Raw genomic sequence first — 21,802 nt, forward strand, 5'->3', positions numbered from 1 at the left:
AAGGAGCCTCATGAGAGGGAAGGACAAGCCGCGCAGCAGCCCGCTGGTGCCGGACGGTGTGCGGGCCGAGCTCGCACGGCAGGACTGGGCGTCCGTGACCTGCGGCTGCGGCCGCTCGGCGGAACACCTGGAGGACGCCCTGTGGGACGCGGCCGAGGGACATCCGGCGGCGTACCACGCGTTGCAGGGACACGTGTTCACCGGGACCCGGCTGTGGCCCCCGGCGCCGGCCGCCTGCGCGGTGCTGATGGCCGTGTGGTCGGCCGGCCCGCCCCGGCTGACGACCCGCGAGGCGCTGCTGTGGACCCTGCTGTCCCTGCTGAGCGCCGAGGAGGACGGGGAGCCGTACGGGGCGGGCCTGTACGGACAGGTCGCGGCCCACGTACGGACCGGCCTGCCGCTGCTGGTCGGCGTGCTGGAGACCGGGCCGGGGTCGGTCTCCGGGGCCTACGCCGAGGGCATCCTGGAGCTGCTCGTCCTGTCGGCCTGAGCCGCGGGCCCGGCTGCGCTCATGCCGCGCAGCAGCTCCGGGGTGACCTCCTCCAGGGAGGCCGCGAAGGTGCGCAGCGCCGAGCGCGGTACGTCCAGCAGCGAGGGCACCACCAGCAGCGCGCAGCCCGCGGCCTCGGCGGAGGCCGCGCCGTCCGGGGAGTCCTCCACGGCCACGCAGCTCGCGGGCGCGAGGCCCAGGCGGGCGGCGGCGGCTCGGTAGGGCTCGGGGTGCGGCTTGGTCCGTACGGTGTCGTCGGCGGAGAGCGTGAAGGCGAACGGGACGTGTGCGAGCGCGCCCCCGACCACCTCGTCCACGACCACCCGCGGCGACGCGCTCACCAGCGCGAAGGGGATCCCCTCGGCCTCCAGCGCGGTCAGCAGCCGCTGGGCGCCGGGGCGCAGGGGCGCCCCGGCGGCGACCCTGCGGAAGAAGCCCTCGGTGAGTTCGGCGGCGACCTGCGCCGGTTCCCCGCGCCCTGCCACCCGTACGAGGTGGGCGGCGGTGTCCGGGACGGCGCGGCCGACGACCTCGGGGGCGTCGGCGGGGCCGAGGCGGTGTCCGAGCCGCTCCGCGGTCGCCTCGGTGGCCTCCCACCACAGCACCTCGGTGTCGACGAGGGTGCCGTCCATGTCGAAGAGCACGGCGGCGGGTGCGTTCACGCGGTCCTCGCCACGACGAGCACGGGCCGTTCGGCCGGTCCCACGACGGCCCGCGCGCCCGGGGCCAGGTCCCCGGCGTCGCGCGACGGCAGGTCGGCCTTGACCCGGGTGCCGTCGGCGAGGTCGAGGTGGAGGCGGGTGACGGCGCCGAAGAAGGAGGCGGAGGCGACGGTGGCGCCGCCCTCGGGGTCGGCGGTCACGGTGAGGTTCTCGGGGCGGACCAGCACCTCCACGTCCGCGGTGGCCGGGACGGGGCCGTCGACGGGCAGCCGGATGCCGGCGACCTCCACGAGGCCGGTGTCGGTGAGGCGTCCGGGGAGCCGGTTCATGGTGCCGACGAACTCGGCGACGAAGGGGGTCGCGGGGCGTTCGTACAGCTCGGCGGGGGCGGCGCACTGCTCCAGGCGGCCCGCGTTCAGCACGGCGACCCGGTCGGCCATGGACAGGGCCTCCTCCTGGTCGTGGGTGACGAACACGGTGGTGATGCCGAGGTCGAGCTGCAGGCGGCGGATCTCCTCGCGCAGGTTGGCCCGTACCTTGGCGTCCAGGGCGGAGAGCGGCTCGTCCAGGAGGAGCACGCGGGGGCGCAGGGCGAGGGCGCGGGCGAGGGCGACGCGCTGCTGCTGGCCGCCGGACATCTGGTGCGGGTAGCGGTCGCCGTGGTCGGGCAGGCCCACCAGGTCGAGGAGTTCGGCGGCGCGCTCGCGGCGCTGCGCGGCGGGCACCTTGCGCACGCGCAGGCCGAAGGCCACGTTGTCGCGGGCGCTGAGGTTGGGGAAGAGGCTGTACGACTGGAAGACCATGCCGGCGTCGCGGCGGTTGGCCGGGACCCGGGTGATGTCCTCGCCGTCGACGAGGACTTCGCCGGCGTCGGGCGTCTCGAAGCCCGCGAGGACCCGCAGGGCGGTGGTCTTGCCGCAGCCCGAGGGGCCGAGCAGGGCGAGGAGTTCGCCGGGTTCGACGGTGAGGTCGAGGCCGTCGAGTGCGACGGTGGAGCCGAACGCCCGGCGCAGGCCGCGGAATTCGACGCGGGCACCCGCCGGGGCGGCGGGGCCGGCCGGCTTCCGCGGCGCGGTGAGGGTCGTGGACATGGGGGTCAGGACTCCTTGCGGGAGGTGGCGGGGGCGGCGGAGACCGGGGAGGGGTTCGTGCCGGCCCGCGAGAGGACGAGCAGCAGCAGCCAGGTGATGAGGAGGCTGAGGATGGAGACGGCCACCGACATCCGGGCCTGGGCGCCGGAGATGGAGACGATCCACACGGCGAAGGGCTGGAAGCCGAGGAGCGAGGCGATGGTGAACTCGCCGAGGACCAGGGCCAGGGTGAGGAAGGCCGCTCCCGCGAGCGAGGCCCGCAGGTTGGGCAGCAGGACGCGCAGGACCACGTGCGGCCAGCTCGCTCCGCAGCTGCGGGCGGCCTCGACCAGGGTGGGGACGTCGACGGCGCGCAGTCCCGCGTCGAGCGAGCGGTAGACGAAGGGCAGTGCCAGCACCGTGTACGCGAGGACCAGGACGACGGGGAAGTCCGGGTTCTGGACGGCGAGGAAGGTCTGGTACAGCGGGGTCCGCGAGAGGTGCTCGGGCCCCCAGCGGAGCACCGTGGTGATGCCGGTGACCAGGGCGATGGGCGGTACGACCAGGGGCAGCATGCACATCACCTCCACCAACGGCCGCAGCCTCGGCGAGCCGATCCGTACGGCGACCAGTGCCGGCACCGCCAGCAGCAGGGACAGCGCGATGGTAGCGGCGGCCAGGCCGAGCGACAGGAGCAGGCTCCTCATGAAGCCCTCGGCGCCCAGCAGTTCGGTGTAGGCCTCGGAGGTGAGGCCCTGGCCGGGCACGTGCACGGTGAACACGAAGGAGGCGGCGAGCGGAAGCAGGAAGTAGGCGCCCGCGAGTGCGAGGACGGCTCCGCGCCAGATGCGGGGACGCGGGCGGCGGGCCCGCGCGGGGGCGGCGCCGCCGGCAGCTTCGGCACGGTCCGCCCGGGTGGCGGTCGGGGTCATCGCAGCCATCGGGCGCTCCGTCGCTGGAGGGGCAGGTAGACCGCCATGACCAGGCCGGCGATCAGGATCATGTCGAGGCCGAGGGCGAGCGCCACGTTCTCCTGGCCGGTGAGCACGTTGCCGGAGAGGGCGTCGGCGATCTTCAGCGTGACCAGCGGTACGGAGCCGCCGACGAGGGCCGCGGCCGTGGCGTGCGCGGCGAAGGCGGTGCCGAAGAGCAGGACGAAGCCGCCGAGCAGGGAGGGTGCCAGCACGGGCAGGCCGACGTGGCGCCAGAACTGCCGTGCGGTGGCCCCGTTGTTCTGGGCAGCCTCGCGCCACTGCGGGCGGAGCCCGTCCAGGGCGGGCACGATCACCAGGACCATCAGGGGGGTGAGGAAGTACAGGTAGACCACGGCGAGGCCGGTGAAGGAGTACAGGTCCCAGCCGAGGTCGGTGAGGTCCGCGAGCTGGGTGACGACTCCGGAGATCCCGGCGGTGGCGATGAACGCGAAGGCGAGCGGCACCCCGCCGAAGTTGGCGAGGACGCCCGAGGCGGTCAGGGCCGCGGAGCGCAGGGCGGTGGAGCGGGAGGTGACCAGGGCCTGGGCGATCAGGACGCCGAGGACTCCGCCGAGCAGTGCGGTCAGGGCGGAGAGCTGGACGCTGCCGATGAGGGAGTCGAGGTAGGGGCCCTGGAGGGAGCGGGCGAGGTGCTCGCCGGTGAGGCCGGTGGTGCCGGTGACCGGGTCGGTGCGGGTGACGGCGCCGAAGGCGATGGCGCCGAGCGGCAGGCCGAAGCAGAGCCCGGTGAAGGCGATGAGGGGGAGGGCGGCGAGCCAGGTGCGCGGGCCGCGCCGCCGGCGGCGGAGGGTGGTGCCGCCGGCGGTCCCCGTCGTGGGGGAGGTGGGGGTGGGTGCGGACATCAGCTGAGGGCCTTGTCCCACTTCTCGGCGAGGGTGGCCTTGGCCTTGTCGAGCTCGGTGGAGGCCGGGAAGTTCGGGGTGCCCTGGACCTGCGGGAGCTTGGTGACGGCGTCCTTGTCGGCGGTGCCGTCGGCGGCCATCACGGGGAGCAGCACGGGGCGGGCGTGGCCCTTGAGCCAGATGTTCTGGCCCTCGGCGCTGTAGAGGAACTCCATCCACAGGCGGGCGGACGCCGGGTTGGGGGCGTCCTTGTTGATGGCCTGGGAGTAGTACTGGGCGTAGACGCCGTCGGAGGGGACGGAGACCTTCCAGTCGACGCCCTTGCCCTTGAACTGCTCGGCGTAGCCGGCGTTCAGGTAGTCCCAGTCGATCGAGATGGGGGTCTCGCCCTTCTCGACGGTGGCCGGGGTGGACTCGACGGGGATGAAGTTGCCGCTCTTGCGCAGCTGTCCGAAGAAGTCGATGCCGGGCTGGATGTCGGCGAAGGAGCCCTTGTTGGCGAGGGCGGCCGCGTAGACGCCGCCGAAGGCGGAGCCGGACTTGGTCGGGTTGCCGTTGAGGGCGACCTTGCCCTTGTACTCGGGCTTGAGGAGGTCGGCGAAGGTCTGCGGGCAGTTGGGGATGCGCGCGGCGTCGCAGCCGATGGAGACGTAGCCGCCGTAGTCGTTGTACCAGCGGGCGTCGGCGTCCTTCTGGGAGCCGGGGATCTTGTCCCAGGCGGTGACCTTGTAGGAGGCGAAGAGGTTCTCGGCGGCGCCGCTGCGGGCGAAGGCGATGCCGAGGTCGAGGACGTCGGGGGCGCGCTTCTGGCCCTTGCGGGACTTGACCGCGGCGATCTCGTCGGCGCTGGTGGCGTCCGGGTTCTCGCTGCCGACCTTGATCTTGGGGTACTTCGCCTGGAAGGCCTTGACCATCTCGCCGTAGTTCGCCCAGTCCGGCGGCAGGGCGATCACGTTGAGCTGGCCCTCCTTCTCGGCGGCGGCAACGAGGGCCTCCATGCCGCCGAGGTCGGCCGCCGAGGTCGCGGCGCCCGGCTGGGTCTTGCCCTTGGCGTCGCCGGAGGCGGCGCCGCCGGGCTGCTGCGGGTCGGGCGCTGCGCCGCACGCGCTGAGCGTGGTCAGGACGGCGGCGCTGAGCAGTACGGCCGCGCCACGACGGGCGGTGGAACTGAGCACGGTCTCTCCCGGAGACGAAGGGGGCTGCACTTGTCAGATCACTTGTCTGAACAAGTTGGCTCCAGTTCGCCCGTGCTCGCTGTACGGACGGTGAACGGCGGCTGGACCGTGGAGCACGGCTCGACGAAGAGACGAGAATGACCGAAAGGAGTCGTGACAGATCCGCCCGGATGCCCATCGATGATGATCAAGACCTTGAGGTCGCAGAGCACCGCAACGAGGGGGGAACGGCATGGGAACGGCCCGGTATCTGGAGATCGCCGACGAGTTGCGCCGGGCGATCCTGTCCGGCGCCCACCCGGTGGGGGGCCGGCTGCCCTCGGAGAGCGACCTCGCCTCCCGCTGGTCGGTCTCGCGCGGAACCGTCCGCCAGGCCGTCGCCACCCTCGCCGCCGAGGGGCTCATCGGCTCCAGCCAGGGCGCGCGCAGGATCGTCCTGCGTCACGAACGGCGCCACAGTTTCGGCGAGTTGAACAGTTTCGCGCAGTGGGCCGAGGGGGTCGGCCACGAGGTGCGCAGCCGCTTCCTGTCCCGCACCCGGCGGCCCGCCACCGCCGAGGAGGCGGAGCGTCTCGCGCTGCCCGCGGGTACGGAGATCCTGGCCGTACTGCGGCTGCGGACGCTCGACGGCGAGCCGACGATGGTGGAGCGGACCGCCTACGCCGACTGGGTCGCGGCGGCCGTGGAGGCGCTCCCGGAGGACTGCCGCTCGGTGATGGACAGCCTCGCCGCCGACTCCGGGATCGTGGCCCACTACGGGGAACACCTCATCGACGCGCTCCCGGCGGGCAGCGAGGACGCCCGGCTGCTGGAGATCCGGCGGGGAGGTCCGCTGCTGCGCCAGCGACACACTTCGGCCACCCGCACGGGTCGCCCGATCGAATGGTCCGACGACCGCTACCGGGCCGGCAGCGTCACCTTCAGTGTGAGCAACTCGGTGGTAGCCACACCGCTGGAGCGGCATCCGGGGGCCGGCGAACGCTGAGGGCGGGGGCGGCGCGTCCGCGGTCGGGGGGGGGGCGGTGACCGTACGGCCCCCGTCGCGGAGCGGTGTGGCCGGGTGCCCGCCGAAGCACCGGCTGCCGTCGGCGACCGGAATATCGATCATGCTGTCGACTCCGCCGCTGTAGTGTCCCCGTCGAACCGGTCCCCCGTGGAACCGGTCCGTTGCCGAACCTGCATGAGGGAAAACCTTGATCGACGTGCACCGGCTGCGCATCCTGCGCGCCGTGGCCGAGCACGGGAGCTTCAACCGCGCGGCGACCGCCCTGCGGCTGACCCCTTCGGCCGTCTCCCAGCACATCGCCGCCCTGGAGCGCGGCATCGGCCACCCGGTGGCGCGGCGCAGCACGCGCGGGGTCGCGCTCACCGAGGCCGGACGGCTGCTGGTGGAGACGGCCGAGACGGTCACCGCCGAGCTGGACCTCGTCCGGTCGCGGATCGACCGGCTGACCGCCGACCGGGCCCGCCTGACGGTGGCCACCTTCACCAGCGGCGGCCGGCACCTGCTGCCGCGGGCGCTCGCCGCCTTCGTGGCCGTGCGTCCCGAGGTCGAACTGACGGTGGTGGAGGCCGAACCGGAGGTCTCGCTGCCCATGGTGCGGTCCGGGGCGGCGGACCTCGCGCTGGCCTACCACTTCGACGGGCCGCTGCCGGCCGGCGGCGCCGGGCCGGCCGGTCCGGCCTGGCTGCCCCTGATGGAGGACCCGCTGTACGCGGTCCTGCCGCCCGGCCACCGGCTGGCGGAGCGGGAGCTGCTGGAGCCCGCGGAGCTGGCCGGCGACCGGTGGGTGCTCGGCTGCCTGAAGACGGAGGCCTTCCTGCGCCGGTACGCGGACCGCGCCGGGTTCGAACCCCGCGTCGCCGCGTCGACCACCGACTACTTCTTCGCGCAGGCCCTGGTCGGGTCGGGTGTCGGGGTCTCCCTGATCCCCCGCGTCGCGCTGGCCCCGGCCGCCGGATCGGCCACGGTGGCCCTCGCCTCCCCGCGCCCGGCCCGCCACATCGGCGTGGCGACCCCGCGCCGCACCCCCCTCGACCCGCTCGCCGCCGCGCTGCGGGACGCCCTGCGCGAAGCGGCGGCGGCGGCCGACGCGGGCGCGACCGCGGGGGCGGGGGCAGGCCCCGGTACACGCCCCGGCACCGGCTCCGGCGTGGAGGTGGGGCCGTGAGGCACGTCGTGCAGGGGCTCGCCGCCAATCCTGCGCTGCCGCCCCCGTTCGTCGCCCGGCTGGTCGCCTTCGCCGTCGGGGAGGACGCCGAAGAGGGCGGCTGGGTGGCCTCCGCACTCGCCGTCCGCACCGACCTGAGCCGTGCGCAGGCCCTGACCCTGACCGCCCACCAGGGGAACCTGGCCGTCGGCCCGGTCCGCCGGGGACTGCTGCGCGCCGACGACATCGATCCGCGGGCCCTGCCGGACGCCGCCCTCGCCCTGCTCGACGAGGGCCTGGGCCTGCCGCACTGGCCCGGTCTCCTCGTCACGGACCCGGACCCCGGCCGCCGGGACAAGCTGGCCTCCTGCCCCGGCCTGCCCCCCGAGGTGGCCGCCCGGCTGGCCGCCGACCGGCAGCTCGACGTGGTGACCTCCCTGGCGGCGTACGGGACCCCGGACCCGGCCACGGCGGCCCTGCTGGCCGCGCATCCGCACGCCGAGGTGCGCATGATGACCGCCTTCAACGAGGCCGTACCCCCGGCGGTGCTGTCCGCCCTGCTCACGGGTGAGGGGCTGCCCCCGGCCGCCGAGTGCACCGTCTGCGAGAAGGGCCCGGAGCTGCGCTGGTACGCCCCCTACCTGCGCGGGGGCGCCGACTGCGACGGCTCCCACGGGTCCACCGTCCGGGCGACGCGGCAGGCCGCCCTGGCGAACCCCTCGACCCCGGCCGACGACGTGGCCCGGTTCGCCGGTGACCCCTCGATGCTGCTGCGGGAGCCCGTGGCCGCTCGGGCCGGTCTGCCGGACGCGGTGTACGCGGAACTCGCCCGCGACCCGGTGCCCGGGGTCCTGTGGGCCCTGGCCGGCAATCCCGGGACCGGTGAGGCGGTGATCCGCGAACTCGCCGGCGTCCGGGACCCGGAGGTCCTGGGCCGCCTGATCCGCCACCCCCGGCTGCCACTCGACATACTGGCCGGGTTGGCCCGCCGGGCGCGGGCCGGCCGGGAGACGCTGCCCCGGATCGCCGCCGCCACGGAGGCCGAGGTCGACGAGCTGGCGGCCTCGGCCGAGGCGGGCGTACGGGCGCTCGTGGCGCGGCGGCGCGATCTGCCGCCCGCGGTCCGCGACGCCCTCGCCGCCGATCCGGACGCCAAGGTCGTCAAGGCCGTCGCCTCCCACCCGGGCCTGGGCGAGGACCGGCTGCGGGCGATGGCGGCGCGGCACGGCGTGCACGTCCTGGCACAGGTCGCCGCCAACCCGGACGCGCCGGGCGCCCTGCTGGAGGAGCTGGTCCGCCACGATCCGCCGGTGCTGGGGGTGCTGCGGGCCGTCGCCCGGCACCCGAACGCCACGGGGCCCGCGCTGCTCGGCTGCCTGGGCGACGTCAGGGCCCGCCGGGACGCCGCAGCCCATCCGGCGCTGCCCGCACGGGAGTTGCCCCGCCTGCTGGACGACCCGGACTGGCACGTGGTGGAGGCCGCGGCGGCCCACCCGGCCCTCCCGCTCGCGGTGATGCGGGAGTCGATGCCCTGAGACGGGACGCCCGGCGGGGCCGCTACCCCGGGGGGCCGCCGGCCGATCCCGGGGTGACCAGCCCCGTCTCGTAGGCGAGGACCACGGCCTGGGCCCGGTCCCGCAGGCCGAGTTTGGCGAAGATCCGCGCCACGTGGGTCTTCACGGTGGCCTCGCTGAGCGTCAGCTCCCCCGCCAGCTCGGCGTTGGACCGCCCGTGGCCCATCAGGGTCAGCACCTCCCGCTCGCGCGGGGTCAGCGCGGCCAGGTCCCGGTGCGGCGCCGGGACCCCGGCCGAGGCGTTCACGGACGGGCCGGGGGCCGGGGCGCACCGCTCGACCAGGCGGCGGGTGATGGACGGCGCGAGCAGGGCGTCGCCGGTCCCCACCAGCCGTACGGCGGCCGCCAGGTGTTCGGGGGTGACGTCCTTGAGCAGGAACCCGCTGGCCCCGGCCGCGAGGGCGGCGTAGACGTACTGGTCGAGGTCGAAGGTGGTCAGCATGATGACGCGAGCGCCGGGGAGTTCGGCCATGATCCGACGGGCGGCCTCCAGGCCGTCCATGCGCGGCATCCGGATGTCGAGCAGGACCACGTCGGGGCGCAGGCTCCGTGCCATCGACACCGCCTCGACCCCGTCCGCGGCCACACCGGCCACCTCGATGCCCCGGGCCGTCAGAATCAGCCGGAAGCCGGTGCGCACGAGTTCCTGGTCGTCGGCGATCAGCACCCGGGGTCCGGGTGCGGCCGCCGTCACGGCCGGGCCAGGGGAAGGCGCGCGCGGACCCGGAACCCGCCGCCGAGACGGCGGCGGGCGTCGAGGTCGCCCCCGTAGACGGCGACGCGTTCCCGAAGGCCCAGGAGCCCGCGACCGGTCCCCTCGGCCTTCGGCTGCCCGCCGCTGCGCCCGGCCGCGCGGGCCCCGCCGCCGTCCGCGTCGGCGCTCAGCACGCTCGGGCCGCCGCTGAGCACCTCCACCCGCAAGGCACTGTCCGTGTACCGCACCGTCACCTCGGCCTTCACCCCGTCCCCGTGTTTGAGCGCGTTGGTCAGCGCTTCCTGGATGATCCGGTACGCCGTCACGTCGATCCCCGCCGGGAGGGGCCGCGGCTCGCCGGAGATCCGTACGTCCACCGGCAGCCCGGCGAAAGCGATCCTGTCGATGAGCGGGCCCAGCCGGCTCAGGCTCGGCTGCGGGGTCAGCTCGGCGGCGGCGCCGTAGGGTTCGTCCTCACCGTCCTGGGCGGGGGCGAGCAGGCCCAGGAGGTGGCGCAGTTCGGTCATGGTGTTCCGGCCTGCGTTCTCCACCGCGCTCATCGCGGCCGCGGCCTCCTGCGGCATGGTCGCGAGCACCTCGCGGGCCGCCCCGGCCTGCACGATCATCAGGCTCACGTTGTGGCTGACGATGTCGTGGAGTTCGGCGGCGATCCTGGCCCTTTCCGCGTCGACCGCCGCGCGGGCGGCGCTCTCGCGCTCCCGCTCCAGCAGCCAGCCGTGCTCCCCCCGGGCCTCCCGGTGCTCACGCCGGGTCCGCACCAGCGCGACCCCCAGGCAGAGCGCCACCACGGCCGCCGCGCCCGCCGACGCCAGCGCTCCCTCCGTCAGCCAGCCCACCGCACCCGCCCCTCGTCCGCCCCGCGCACCCGGCCCGTCCCCCACGGACCGCCCAGTACTCTAACCACACCCTCCCCTGACCCGACGCCGGTTTCCGCTGGTACGGGCCCCGTCGCGCCGATCCGCCGACCCGTCGGCGAGGGCGGCGGGCGCCCGCGTACATCCGTGGGATGACCCGCCCCACGGGTTACATCGGGTGGGTGACGCCCGGTTGGGGGCGGGCCTTCTAGGTTCGGGGCATGACCAAAGATCACGGCAGTGCCCCGGGGGTCGTCGTCCGGCTGGACGGCGTGCACAAGGAGTACGGCGACGCGAAGGCCCTCGACGGCCTCTCCCTGGAGATCCGCAAGGGGGAGGCGGTCGCCGTGATGGGGCCTTCGGGCTGCGGCAAGTCGACCCTGCTCAACATGGTGGCCGGCCTGGACCGGCCGACGGCCGGCACCGTCGAGGTGCACGGCCAGGACCTGGGGTCCCTGTCGGAGACCGGTCTGGCCCTGTTCCGCCGCCGCGGCGTGGGCATGATCTTCCAGTTCTTCAACCTCATCGACGACCTGCCCGCCCTCGACAACGTGGCCCTGGCCGCCCAGTTGACCGGTGTCTCCGCCCGTCAGGCCCGCCGCCGGGCCCTGGAGCTCCTCGACGAGCTCGGGATCGCCGACCGGCGCGACCACTACCCCGCCACCCTCAGCGGCGGCGAGCGCCAGCGGGTCGCCGTGGCCCGGGCCCTGATGAACCGGCCCGCGCTGCTGCTCGCCGACGAGCCGACCGGCGCCCTCGACAGCCGCTCCGGCGAACAGGTGATGGACCTGCTGATCGACCTCAACCAGATCGGCCAGACCCTGCTGATCGTCACCCACGACCCCCACCTGGCCACCCGCTGCGCGAGCCGCCTGGTCGAGGTCGCCGACGGCCGCGTCGCCCGCGAGAGCGCGCCGGCGGTGACCTCGTGAACGCCGTGTGGCGGGCGGCCCGCGCGGCCGTCCGGCGCCGCCGGGTGCAGACCTTCGTCATCGGGCTGGTCGTCCTGTGCTCCACCACCACCGTGCTGCTCGCCCTCGCCCTGCTCGACGCCGCGTCGGGCCCCTTCGAGAAGGCGCACGCCCGCCAGCACGGCGCGCACGTGGTGGCGTCCTTCGACACCGCCAGGGTCTCGCCGGAGCAGCTCGCGCGGACCGCGGACCGGCCCGGGGTCGAGGCCTCGGCGGGCCCCTTCGGGCAGGCCGTCGTCAACGTTCCCGACGGCTGGCTCTGGACGGCGGGCGGCACGCTCTCCGTCGTGGGCCGGGCCGATCCGGCGGGCCCGGTGGACCGGATCGAACTCCTCGAAGGGCACTGGGCCACCGCGCCCGGCGAGATCGTCGTCAACTGGCCTTCCCAGGGTTCCCCCGGCCCGCAACTGCTCGGCACCACGCTCGACCCGTCCGGGGGGCCGAAGCTGACCGTCGTCGGTTTCGCCGCCAGCATGAGCAAGTCGGCGAGCGCCTGGGTCACGCCCGGACAGATGGCCGCGATGCACCCCGCCTCCGCGCAGATGCTGTACCGGTTCACCGACGCGTCGAGCGGGAGCCGGCTCGACGCCGCCCTCGCCGAGGTCACCGCGGACCTCCCGGGCGGATCGCTGACCGGCGCGCAGGACTACTTCACCCTGAAGGCGGCCTTCTCGGCGCTGGCCGACTCCTACCTCCCCTTCATCACCTTCTTCGGGGTGCTCGGCCTCCTGGTGTCCTGCCTGATCGTCGGGAACGTCGTCAGCGGGGCCGTCGTCTCCGGATACCGGCACATCGGCGTGCTCAAGGCCGTGGGCTTCACCCCGAACCAGGTCGTCGGCGTCTACCTGACGATGGTCTGCCTGCCGGCCGCCGTGGGCTGCGTCCTCGGCACCCTCGCCGGCAACGCCCTGGCGGGGCCGATCCTGAAGGTCGCGTTCTCCGGCATCGAGACCGGCCGGGCATCCGTCGGCGCGTACGGCACGTGGGTGTCCGTCGTCTGCCTGGCGGGCATGCCCGCCCTCGTCCTGCTGAGCGCCCTGGCCCCCGCCCTGCGGGCGCACCGGCTGCCCGCCGCACGGGCGATCAGCGCGGCCGGCGCTCCGCGTACCGGCCGTGGGCGGCGCGTGCAGCGGCTGCTCGGCGGGAGCCGGCTGCCGCGGTCCGTCAGCCTCGGGCTGGGGCAGCCGTTCGCCCGGCCCGCGCGCACCCTGCTGACCCTCTCCGCGATCGTGCTCGGCGTCACCACGGTGACCCTGGCGACCGGGCTGACCGGCACGATGCTGGCCTACGCGGACGCCGGCCGGGACGGGGGCACGCGCATCCAGGTGTCGGCGGGCGGTCCGGGCAACGGCCGTACCCCGCCGGCGCTCACCGACCCGCAGATCGAGGACCGGCTACGGGCACTGCCCGGCACGGCCGGGGTACGGGCCCGCGCGCTGTCCCAGGCGCACCTGGCGGGGCAGGCACAGACGGTCTTCGCCGACTTCTACCGCGGGGACGCGTCCCGGATCGTGCGGGGCCGGGCTCCGCAGGCGGAGGGAGAGGTCGTCGCCGGTCCGGCGTTCCTGACGCAGCGCGGGCTTGCGGTCGGTGACCGGACCACGCTGGAACTGCACGGCCGGCAGGCCCCGGTGGTCGTCGTGGGAGAGCTGATCGAGGGCAACGCGCAGGCTCTGGAGGCCTCCTGGCCGACCCTCCTGAAGCTCGCACCGGACCTCCACGCCACCGAGTACACGGTGCGGCTGGCCCCGGGGACCGACGCGCGGGCCCACGCGGAGGCCGTCGAGGCGATCGACCCGGGCCTGCGCGCCCGGGTCCCGGACACCTCCAACGCGGGCACGACGACCGTGGTGACGTTCTCCACGGTGTTCACGGTGCTGCTGACCCTCGTCGCCTCCCTCGGGGTCTTCAACACCGTGCTGCTGAACACCCGCGAGCGCCGCCGGGACCTCGGCATGCTCAAGTCGATCGGGATGACGCCCCGGCAGGTGGTGGTGATGACGGTGACCTCGGTCGCCGGGCTGGGCGCGGTCGGCGGGCTGCTCGGGATCCCGCTGGGCATGGTGGCGCACCGGCTGGTCGTGGACCACGTCGGGGTGGTGTCCTTCCCGGAGGCGATGAAGGACGTCTGGCACGCGCCGCAACTGGCCGTTCTGCTGCTGGCGGGCGTGGTGATCGCCGTGCTCGGCGCGCTGGTTCCGGCGCGCTCGGCCGCACGGGCGACGATCGCGACGGTCCTGCACACCGAGTAGGTTTTCGACCCATGCAACGACGACCTCTCGCACTGGTGCTCGACGTGCTGCTGATGCTGGTGGGCGCCCTGTTGGGGATCGCGACGAACTACGCGACCAACGTGGAGGGTGAGGTCCCGCTCCCGCTGCGGCTGCTCCGCCAGTGGTCGATCCCCCTCGTCGGGATCGGCCTGCTGGCCCTGGTCGGCGGGCAGTTGTGGCTGCGCTGGCTGGAACGCCGGCCGGCCGCACCGGCCGCCCGGTGGACGGCCGGGCAGCCCCCGTACCCCGGGCTGGAGGCCTTCGGGGAAGAGGACGCGGCCGTCTTCTTCGGCCGGGAGCGGGAGACCGCCGAGCTGGTCGCCCGACTGCACCCGGCGGTCCCGGCGCGGGCGCACCGGTGCGTGACGGTGGTCGGGCCCTCGGGCTCCGGCAAGTCCTCGCTGGTCCGGGCCGGGCTGCTGCCCGCGCTGACGGGGCGCCGCGCGCGCTGGACCGCGTACCCGGCCATCACCCCCGCCGCCGATCCGGTCGGCGCGCTGCGCGCGGCCCTGGACGGCGGGCCGCGGGACGGTCGGCCGAGGGTACTGGTGGTGGACCAGCTGGAGGAACTGCTGACGCTGTCGGGCGCCGGGGAGCGCTCGGCCTTCGCGGAGGCGGTACGGGAGGTCCTGGACCGGGATCCGCGGCTGTGGCTCGTGGGCACGTTGCGCTCGGACTTCCTGACCGGGTTCCTGGAGGGCCCGCTGGCGCCCCTGGTACGGGATCCGGTGGTGATCGGAACCCTGCCCCGGGAGGCGCTGCACGAGGTGGTGGCCCGTCCCGGGGCCGCCGCCGGGGTGGAGTTCGAGGCGGGGCTGGTCCCCCGGATCGTCGACGACTGCGGGGGCGGCGACGCGCTGCCGCTGCTCGCCTACACCCTCCAGGAGCTGTACCGGCGCGCGGGCGGGCCCGGGTCCGTGATCGGCCACGCCCTGTACCGGGAGGTCGGCGGGGTCGCGGGCGCGCTCGTCGGGCAGGCCGACCGGATCCGCGCCGAACTGCTGGGCCCCGGCGCTCCGCACGGCGACGACCCGGTGGTGGGGACCCTGCTGCGGCTGGTCACCGTACGGGGCGGGGAGGCGGTGCGCAGGCGGGTCGCGCGCGCCGAACTGACGTCCGCCGAGCGGGAGATCGCCGACGCCTTCGTCGCGGGCCGGCTGCTGACCTCCGACGCCGGGGTCCTCGACCTGGCCCACGAGGCACTGCTGCGCCGGTGGCTGCCGCTCCACGCGGCCGTCGAGGCCCACGTCGAGCGGCTGCGGCAGCGGGGCGCGTGGGAACGCTGGGCGCAGGAATGGGAGTTCGCGGGGCGGGGCGAGGCGTTCCTGCTGACCGGGGACCGGCTGGCGGACGCGCGGTCCTGGCAGGCCGGACAGGCCGGCGCCCCGTCCGGGCTGGAGGTGTCGGCGCTCGTCGCGGAGTACGTCGAGCGCAGCGCCCGTGCGGACGGCGCCGCGCGGGCCGGCACCGCGGACGCGGTGGCGGCCCGGGTGCTGGAGAGCCGGGAGCCGGAGACCGCGATCGGGATCGCCCGCGCGGCGGTCACCGAGTGGGCGCCGACCCCCAGCGCCCTCCAGGCGTTGCGGACCGCGCTGGACGGTTCGCTGCTGCGGGCGGTGCGCCGGGACTTCGGGGCGACGGTGACGGGCGCGGCGTGGTCGCCCGACGGGACGCGGCTCGCGGCCTGTTCGGGTGACGGACGGCTGCGCGTGTGGGAGGCGGACACCGGGGCGCGGGCCGGGACGGGAGCCTTGGCCGAGGAGCCTTCGGCGGTGCTCGACGTGGCGGGCCGGTGGCCCCGTGCGGTGCTCTGGTCGCCCGACGGGGCCCTGCTGGTGTGCGCCACCCGCGACGCGCGGCTGACCTCGTGGGAGACGGGGTCCTGGCGCCGGTCGGCGACCGTGCGGCACGGGGCGGACGGGGACGGCGGCGGGCACGGGGCGCTGGCCTTCTCCCCGGACGGCCGCCGGCTGGTGTCGGCGGCAGGCGACGGGGTGCTCCGGCTGTGGGAGCCTGCCGCGCTGACCCCCGCCGGCACCCTGCGGGCGCCGTCGGGCATGGTGTGGAGCGCGGCCTGGTCCCCCGACGGCGGTCGGCTCGCGGCCGCCGGTGAGGACGGGGTCGTACGGGTGTGGCCGTCGGCGGGACCCGGCGGCCCGGTCCCGGCCGGGCCCGCGCACCGCAACCGGGTCACGGCGTTGTGCTGGTCCCCGGACGGCTCCCTGCTGGCCTCCGGGTCGTCGGACCGGACGGTGGTGCTCCGGGACGCGGCGACGGGGGCTGCGGTCCGCACGTTCGAGAGCATGGACGGGATCAACTGCCTGGCCTTCTCCCCCGAGGGATCGCGCCTCGCCGCCGGTGACCAACACCGCAACGTGCGCGTCTGGGACCTGCGCCCGGGCGGGGGCCCCGAGGACGCGGCGCTCTGGCTCACCGGGCACCGGGAGGCCCTGTACGCACTCTCCTGGGCTCCGGACGGCCGGCGCCTGGCAACGGCCTCGCAGGACCGGACCCTCGCCGTGTGGGACACGGGCGCGCCGCCCTCGGTGCTGCGCGGACACACCGAGTCGGTGTGGCAGACGGACTGGTCGCCGGACGGCACCCGGCTGGCGAGCGCCTCCGAGGACGGGACCGTACGGGTCTGGCACGCCCCGGAGTTCGGACCGCCCGAGGTGCTGCCCCTCGGGCAGTGCGGGGACCTGGCCTGGTCGCCCGACGGCACCCGGCTCGCGGTGGGCCGCCGCGACGGCACGGCGGCGCTGTGGCCGCGCGACGGGGGCCCGCCGACGGTGGAATTCGACGGTCACGGCGACGAGGTGTCGGCGATCTGCTGGTCCCCGGACGGGACCCGGCTGGCGACGGCCGCGCGCGACGGCCTCGTGCGGGTGTGGGACGCGGCGGGCGGCGCCCCGCTGCGGGTGCTGCGCGGGCACCGGGACTGGGTCACCGGGGCCGACTGGTCGCCGGACGGGACGCGGCTGGCGACCTGCGGGACGGACCGCAGGGTGATCCTCTGGGACCCGGACACCGGCGAGCGGGTCGCGACGCTGGAGGGCCACGCCGACCAGGTGTGGAAGGTCGCCTGGTCCCCGGACGGGCGGCGGCTGGCCACCGGCTCCCGGGACCGGACGCTGAGGCTCTGGGACCCCTCGGGCGCGGTGGGGCCCGTGGTCCTGACCGGTCACGGCGACCGGGTCCAGAAGATCGCCTGGTCCCCGGACGGGACCCGGTTGGCCTCCGTGTCCCGGGACCGCACGGTCCGGCTGTGGGACCCCGGGTCGGCGGCGGCGCCGGCCGTCGTCGTGGGGCTGCACGCCGACTGGGTCAACGGCCTGTGCTGGTCCCCCGACGGCACCCGCCTCGCGACGACCTCCCGCGACCGGACCGTCCGGCTGTGGACCCCGGCGGACCCGGACCCCGCGCCCCTGCTGCGCCTGTCGGCGTCCCGCGTGCTCCATCCCCCGGCCCCGGAGGAGCGCCGCGCCCACCGGCTCCCGCCCCCGCCCTGACCCGTGGGACGGGTGCGCGGATCCGGCGGGGCCTGCGGGCCCGCTTTCCCCTCCGCATCCGCATCCGCGTCCGCTCACCCGCTGTCCGGTGCCGTCGGCGGCGGGACGCGTTCGCGCGCGGCGAGGGCCCGCCCGGGTGACGGAGATCGCCGGAACGGGTCAGCCGGGCGCCCCACGCGGGTGAAGTGCGCCCGGCCGCCGCTTCCCGGCCGGGGCGGAGAGCGTTGGGAGGGGCATGAACAGTCCCATAAAGGCGATAAGCGCCCCGATACTGGCGGCGGCCGGCCCCGCCGACGCCCCCGGCATCCCCACCCCGGCCGACTCGGCCACCCCGGCCGGCTCGGCCACCCCGGCCAGCTCGGCCACCCCCGCCGCTTCCGCCGCCTCGGTCACCCCAGCCGTTTCAGCCGCCTCCGCCGCCCCGCCCGACCCGGTGCCCCGCATACGGTCCACGCTCCGCGACGGCGTCCTCGCCGTCAGCCTCGCCGGGGAGTTCGACCTCTTCACCTGCGCCCCCCTGCGCGGCCTCCTCGACGAAGGCGCCGCCGGCGGCGCCCGACACCTCGTCCTCGACGCCGCCCTCGTCACCTTCTGCGACTCGGCCCTGCTCGACGTACTGGACTGGTGGACCCGGAGCGGACGCTCCTGGGAGACCGCCGCGAGCTCGCGGTCCCTGCGGCTCCTGCTGGACCTCGACGCCCGCGTGCGCCCTCGCCCCTCCGACGGGGAGCGGGTGGTGGGCCCGTGACCATCACGCTCCTCACCCCGGCCCCGCCGCCGGCCACCCTCCCGGCCCGGCGGCTCCCCCCGCCACCCGGGCCGTACCGCCCGGAGCCCCTCAGCCGGTCGCCTCGACGATCCGGCCGTCGCGCAACTCCACCACCCGGTCGGCGAGTTCCATCAGTTCCGGATCGTGGGTGGCGACCAGGGCGGTGACCCCCTCGCTGCGCACCACCGCGCGCAGCAACCGCATGATCGAGCGGCCCGTCTCGGAGTCCAGCTGGCCGGTGGGCTCGTCCGCGATGATCAGGACGGGCTCGTTGGCCAGCGCGCGGGCCACCGCGACGCGTTGCTGCTGACCGCCGGACAGCTCCCCGGGGCGCTGTCCGGCGTGGTCGGCCAGACCGACCAGGGCCAGCAGGGTGCGCACGCGCTCCTCGCGCTGTTTCGCGGGGACCCCGCGCATCCGCATGGGGACGCCGACGTTCTCCGCGGCGGTGAGCACCGGGATCAGGCCGAATGACTGGAACACGAAACCGATCCGGTCCCTGCGCAGGGCGAGCCGGCCGCTCTCGTCCAGGCCCGTCAGATCGGTGCCGTCGAGTTCGACGGTGCCGCCGGTCGGGGAGTCGAGTCCGCCGACCAGGTTCATGAGGGTGGTCTTGCCGGACCCCGACCGCCCTTTGAGGGCGGTGAGTTCACCCCTGCGCACCTCGAACGAGACGCCGCGCAGCGCGTGTACGGTCCGGGCCCCGCTCCCGAAACTCCGCCGGAGGTCGCGCACCACCACCATGGGCGCGACGGCGGTGGTGGCGGCGCTGACCTGTTGCTGGGTCATGGTGGGCTCCCCCTCGATTCGGCGGGCGGTGACGCCGCCCCGGAGAGCGCTTCCGGCACTCCCCTACCCTCACGTCCGAATTTGCTCATCTGTCACATCCATCACGCAAGTCCCTTCCGATACCTGATCGAATCTGACAGCATCGTCCGCTATCCGGGGCCTGTAGTCCGGATGGGGGAGGAACAGGCACATGCTCGGCTTCGTCATGCGCCGGCTGCGCGGGCGTTGGCCGCTCGCCGCCGCCGTACTGCTCACGGTGCTCATCACCACGACGGCCCTGACCGCCCTGCTGGCGTTCACCCGGAGCGTCGGCGACGCGGGCATGCGCCGGGCCCTGACCGGACCGGAACGGGCGCGCACCGCCGTCGTGCTGACCGGCGACCACGCCCTGCCCCAGCGCCCCGCCGACGACGCGGCCGTACGGGACTTCACCGACCGGGTCTTCGCCTCCGTGCCGACCGGCACCGAGAGCGTGGCGCGCAGCCGCTCGTACGGGCTGCCCGGCGAGCGGGCCCCCGGCAAGGACGCCGACCTCACCCTGCTCGCCGCACTGGCCCGGGACCGCGTACGGCTCCTCGCCGGCCGGTGGCCCGAGGCGGTCGGCCCGAACCCGGGCAGGCTGCCGGTGGCCCTGCCCACGGCGGCCCTGACCCGCCTCGGCCTGGCCCCCGAGCGGCTACCGGCCGAGGTCCGGCTGGAGGACCGCCTGGGCGGCGCCCCGCTGGACGTGCTGGTCACGGGCGTCTACCGGGCCGCCGAGCCGGACGCCCCGTACTGGCGGCTCGACCCGCTCGGCGGACGGGAGGTGCAGGTCGGCAGCTTCACCACCTACGGGCCGCTCCTCGTCGACGACTCGGCCTTCACCGCGGGTGGCCTGCCGCAGAGCAGCCGCGCCACCCTGCTGACCCCCGACTTCACCGGCACACCCCGCTCCGGGGTCGAGGCCGTGCGCGGCCGGGCCGCCGCGGCCGAGACCGCGCCCCCCTCCGGGCTGACGGTGAGCGGCGAACTGGCCTCCTTCATAGCCGACTTGCAGTCCGGCCAGCGGGTCGCCCGGTCCACCCTGCTCGTCGGCGCGCTCCAGCTCTCCGTCCTGGCCTCGGCCGCCCTGCTGCTGGTGAGCCAGCTCCTGAAGGAGCGTCAAGAACCGGAACGGGTCCTGCTGACCGCGCGCGGCGCCTCCCGCCGACGGCTCGGCCTGCTGTCCACCGCCGAGTCCCTGCTGCTCGCGGCGCCCGCCGTCGTGCTCGCCCCGCTGCTCGCCCCGCTCCTGCTGCGTTTCACGGGCCGCTACGGGCCGCTGGCCCACGTGCCGTTCGACACCGGCGGTTCCTGGCTGCTGTGGCCGGCCGCGGCGGTCTTCGCCCTGCTGTGCGTACTGCTGACCACGCTGCCCGCCGTCCTGCGCGGCGCCACGGCCGCCGCCCTGCGGCGCGGCGGGCGCCGCCGGGCCGTGGTGTCGGGCTTCGCCCGCTCCGGCGCGGACCTGGCGCTGGTCGCCCTCGCGGTCCTCGCCTACCGGCAGCTCTCCCGCTACAGCGGCGGCGAGGGGGACGCCGCCCCGGCCGGCGGCGACGTCCTCGGCGTGGACCCCGTCCTGGTGGCGGCCCCGACCCTGGCCCTGTGCGCGGGCACCCTGCTCGTGCTGCGGCTGCTGCCCTTCGCCGCCCGGCTGGGCGGGCGGATCGCCGCCCGGGGACGCGGGCTCGGACCGGCGCTGGTCGGCTGGCAGTTGGCCCGCCGGCCGCAACGGGCCACCGGCCCGGTCCTGCTGCTGGTGCTCGCGGTGTCCAGCGGGGTGCTCGCCCTCGGCCAGCACTCCGCCTGGTCCGCCTCCCAGCGCGACCAGGCCGACTTCGCCACCGCCGGCGGACTGCGCATCACCGGCGGCGACCTGGCCCCGATGGGCCGCGCAGGCCGGTACGCGGCCCTGCCCGGCGGCGACCGCATCGTCCCCGTGATCCACACCGAGGTGGCCCTGCCGGACCGGAAGCCCGGACGGCTGCTCGCCCTGGACTCCCGCGCCGCCGACCGGCTCCCGCTGCGGGCCGACCTGCGTGACGAACGGCCGATGACCGAACTGTTCGCCCCGCTGGCCGTACCGCCGGCCGCCACCGCCGCCGGACGGGCGCCGGGCGGCGACGGGATCGACCTGCCCGGAACCCCGCGGCGCATCGACCTCGACGTGACCGTGACCGCTCCGGGCGCCCCCGCGACGAGCGGCCGGCCGTCCCTCGCACTGCTGCTGCGCGACCGGTTCGGGCTCACGTACCGGACCCCCGTCGCCGCCCTCCCGGAGAACGGCGACGGCACCGTCTCCGTGCGGCTCGACCCCCTGACCGGGTCCCCGCTGGGGTCCGCCGCCGGGCCGCTGGGCATCGTGGGCGTGGCGATGTCCTACGGGGCCGAGCCGGCCTGGTTCGATTCCAGCACCCTGGCCGACGTCGCCGGGGACCTCGCCGTGCGCCGCGTCTCGGTGAGCGGGACCCCGGACGGACCGGGGGTGCCCGTGGCTGCCACCGCGCCCGACTGGAACCTGCGTACCCCCGAGGTGTCCAAGGGGGTTCCGGCCGCAGCCCTGCGGCCCGCCGGGTCGGACCTGCTGCGGCTGCATTACGAAGGCCGCCCCGGGGTCCCCGTGCAGATCTCGCTGAGCCCGGGCGGACCGCCCGCCGAGCTCCGCGGGGTCGCCACCCGCGGGTTCCTCGCCGCCATGGGGGCCTCCGTGGGCGACAACGTCTCCGTCCGGCTGGGCGTCACCACCGTGCAGGTGCGCGTCACCGGCGCCGTCGGGTCGCTGCCCGTGGCCGGTGACACCGCCCTGGCCGTCGACCTGAACGCCGCCGCGCGCCGGCTCGCCGCCGAGGACGCGCAGCCCCTGCCCACCGCCGACGAATGGTGGCTGCCCGCCGCCTCCCCGGGCGACCCGGAACCGGCGCGGGCCGCCGCCGCCCTGCGCGCGGG

Annotated in this window: 17 protein-coding genes; 9 read left to right on the forward strand and 8 right to left on the reverse strand. The window is 75.8% G+C overall.

Going from position 1 to position 21,802, the window contains the following annotated elements; translation table 11 throughout:
* Positions 1-10 precede the first annotated feature (10 nt).
* A complete protein-coding gene (locus ACEPPI_RS21020; protein ID WP_373916784.1) occupies positions 11-490 on the forward strand; it encodes a hypothetical protein in 480 nt (159 codons plus the stop codon).
* Here the strand turns inward: ACEPPI_RS21020 and ACEPPI_RS21025 are convergent.
* The 5 genes from ACEPPI_RS21025 to ACEPPI_RS21045 are packed head-to-tail and all read right to left on the reverse strand — an operon-like array spanning position 448 to position 5,234.
* On the reverse strand, positions 448-1,152 hold the full coding sequence (locus ACEPPI_RS21025; protein ID WP_373916785.1) for an HAD family hydrolase: 705 nt from the start codon (positions 1,150-1,152) through the stop codon (positions 448-450). The two genes, ACEPPI_RS21020 and ACEPPI_RS21025, sit on opposite strands and share 43 nt — an antisense overlap.
* The gene (locus tag ACEPPI_RS21030) at positions 1,149-2,243 is read right to left on the reverse strand and encodes an ABC transporter ATP-binding protein (RefSeq protein ID WP_356212567.1); all 1,095 of its coding nucleotides are present in this window, start codon (positions 2,241-2,243) and stop codon (positions 1,149-1,151) included. The genes ACEPPI_RS21025 and ACEPPI_RS21030 overlap by 4 nt, the downstream gene beginning before the upstream one ends.
* Positions 2,244-2,248: 5 nt before the next feature.
* Positions 2,249-3,163: an ABC transporter permease gene (locus tag ACEPPI_RS21035; RefSeq protein WP_373916786.1), complete on the reverse strand. Its 915-nt coding sequence runs from the start codon at positions 3,161-3,163 to the stop codon at positions 2,249-2,251.
* On the reverse strand, positions 3,151-4,059 hold the full coding sequence (locus ACEPPI_RS21040) for an ABC transporter permease (RefSeq protein ID WP_373916787.1): 909 nt from the start codon (positions 4,057-4,059) through the stop codon (positions 3,151-3,153). Before ACEPPI_RS21040 ends, ACEPPI_RS21035 begins: the two co-directional genes overlap by 13 nt.
* On the reverse strand, positions 4,059-5,234 hold the full coding sequence (locus ACEPPI_RS21045) for an extracellular solute-binding protein (protein ID WP_373916788.1): 1,176 nt from the start codon (positions 5,232-5,234) through the stop codon (positions 4,059-4,061). Before ACEPPI_RS21045 ends, ACEPPI_RS21040 begins: the two co-directional genes overlap by 1 nt.
* A gap of 232 nt (positions 5,235-5,466) precedes the next feature.
* Between ACEPPI_RS21045 and ACEPPI_RS21050 the strand changes: the two genes are divergently transcribed.
* From ACEPPI_RS21050 to ACEPPI_RS21060, 3 genes are all read left to right on the forward strand, one after another.
* Positions 5,467-6,219, forward strand: a complete 753-nt coding sequence (locus ACEPPI_RS21050; RefSeq protein WP_373916789.1) for a GntR family transcriptional regulator — start codon at positions 5,467-5,469, stop codon at positions 6,217-6,219.
* Between the two features lie 208 nt (positions 6,220-6,427).
* Positions 6,428-7,405 carry a LysR family transcriptional regulator gene (locus tag ACEPPI_RS21055; RefSeq protein ID WP_373916790.1) on the forward strand — a complete coding sequence of 326 codons (978 nt, stop codon included), beginning with the start codon at positions 6,428-6,430 and terminating at the stop codon, positions 7,403-7,405.
* Positions 7,402-8,919: a hypothetical protein gene (locus tag ACEPPI_RS21060; RefSeq protein ID WP_373916791.1), complete on the forward strand. Its 1,518-nt coding sequence runs from the start codon at positions 7,402-7,404 to the stop codon at positions 8,917-8,919. The genes ACEPPI_RS21055 and ACEPPI_RS21060 overlap by 4 nt, the downstream gene beginning before the upstream one ends.
* Positions 8,920-8,941: 22 nt before the next feature.
* Here ACEPPI_RS21060 and ACEPPI_RS21065 read toward each other — a convergent pair whose 3' ends face one another.
* Positions 8,942-9,652, reverse strand: coding sequence for a response regulator (locus tag ACEPPI_RS21065; RefSeq protein ID WP_373916792.1), 711 nt, complete (start codon positions 9,650-9,652; stop codon positions 8,942-8,944).
* Entirely contained in the window at positions 9,649-10,509 is an 861-nt protein-coding gene (locus ACEPPI_RS21070) for a sensor histidine kinase (RefSeq protein ID WP_373916793.1), read from the reverse strand. Before ACEPPI_RS21070 ends, ACEPPI_RS21065 begins: the two co-directional genes overlap by 4 nt.
* A gap of 239 nt (positions 10,510-10,748) precedes the next feature.
* Between ACEPPI_RS21070 and ACEPPI_RS21075 the strand changes: the two genes are divergently transcribed.
* The 4 genes from ACEPPI_RS21075 to ACEPPI_RS21090 all read left to right on the forward strand — a co-directional run bounded on the left by ACEPPI_RS21075 (position 10,749) and on the right by ACEPPI_RS21090 (position 18,028).
* Positions 10,749-11,459, forward strand: a complete 711-nt coding sequence (locus ACEPPI_RS21075; RefSeq protein WP_373916794.1) for an ABC transporter ATP-binding protein — start codon at positions 10,749-10,751, stop codon at positions 11,457-11,459.
* Positions 11,456-13,750, forward strand: coding sequence for an FtsX-like permease family protein (locus ACEPPI_RS21080; RefSeq protein WP_373916795.1), 2,295 nt, complete (start codon positions 11,456-11,458; stop codon positions 13,748-13,750). Before ACEPPI_RS21075 ends, ACEPPI_RS21080 begins: the two co-directional genes overlap by 4 nt.
* Before the next feature lie 11 nt (positions 13,751-13,761).
* Positions 13,762-17,280 carry an AAA family ATPase gene (locus ACEPPI_RS21085; protein ID WP_373916796.1) on the forward strand — a complete coding sequence of 1,173 codons (3,519 nt, stop codon included), beginning with the start codon at positions 13,762-13,764 and terminating at the stop codon, positions 17,278-17,280.
* Positions 17,281-17,515: 235 nt separating this feature from the next.
* Positions 17,516-18,028, forward strand: a complete 513-nt coding sequence (locus tag ACEPPI_RS21090; protein ID WP_373916797.1) for an STAS domain-containing protein — start codon at positions 17,516-17,518, stop codon at positions 18,026-18,028.
* 90 nt (positions 18,029-18,118) lie between these two features.
* Here the strand turns inward: ACEPPI_RS21090 and ACEPPI_RS21095 are convergent, their stop codons facing one another.
* Positions 18,119-18,838 (reverse strand): ABC transporter ATP-binding protein, encoded by a 720-nt coding sequence (locus ACEPPI_RS21095; RefSeq protein WP_373916798.1) that lies wholly within the window; start codon positions 18,836-18,838, stop codon positions 18,119-18,121.
* 190 nt (positions 18,839-19,028) lie between these two features.
* On the opposite strand from ACEPPI_RS21095, the gene ACEPPI_RS21100 reads away from it, so the two are divergent.
* A partial coding sequence (locus tag ACEPPI_RS21100) for an ABC transporter permease (RefSeq protein ID WP_373916799.1) occupies positions 19,029-21,802 on the forward strand: 2,774 nt, incomplete at its 3' end.

Source organism: Streptomyces sp. AB3(2024), from assembly GCF_041862025.1.
In the GTDB taxonomy this organism is placed as follows: domain Bacteria; phylum Actinomycetota; class Actinomycetes; order Streptomycetales; family Streptomycetaceae; genus Streptomyces.

What these genes read in the sequence shown, in the direction of transcription:
- ACEPPI_RS21020 (WP_373916784.1), top strand. Translation starts at nt 11, where the DNA reads ATGAGAGGGAAGGACAAGCCGCGCAGCAGCCCGCTGGTGCCGGACGGT.
- ACEPPI_RS21030 (WP_356212567.1), bottom strand. Translation starts at nt 2,243, where the DNA reads ATGTCCACGACCCTCACCGCGCCGCGGAAGCCGGCCGGCCCCGCCGCC.
- ACEPPI_RS21035 (WP_373916786.1), bottom strand. Translation starts at nt 3,163, where the DNA reads ATGGCTGCGATGACCCCGACCGCCACCCGGGCGGACCGTGCCGAAGCT.
- ACEPPI_RS21040 (WP_373916787.1), bottom strand. Translation starts at nt 4,059, where the DNA reads ATGTCCGCACCCACCCCCACCTCCCCCACGACGGGGACCGCCGGCGGC.
- ACEPPI_RS21050 (WP_373916789.1), top strand. Translation starts at nt 5,467, where the DNA reads ATGGGAACGGCCCGGTATCTGGAGATCGCCGACGAGTTGCGCCGGGCG.
- ACEPPI_RS21075 (WP_373916794.1), top strand. Translation starts at nt 10,749, where the DNA reads ATGACCAAAGATCACGGCAGTGCCCCGGGGGTCGTCGTCCGGCTGGAC.
- ACEPPI_RS21085 (WP_373916796.1), top strand. Translation starts at nt 13,762, where the DNA reads ATGCAACGACGACCTCTCGCACTGGTGCTCGACGTGCTGCTGATGCTG.
- ACEPPI_RS21090 (WP_373916797.1), top strand. Translation starts at nt 17,516, where the DNA reads ATGAACAGTCCCATAAAGGCGATAAGCGCCCCGATACTGGCGGCGGCC.
- ACEPPI_RS21095 (WP_373916798.1), bottom strand. Translation starts at nt 18,838, where the DNA reads ATGACCCAGCAACAGGTCAGCGCCGCCACCACCGCCGTCGCGCCCATG.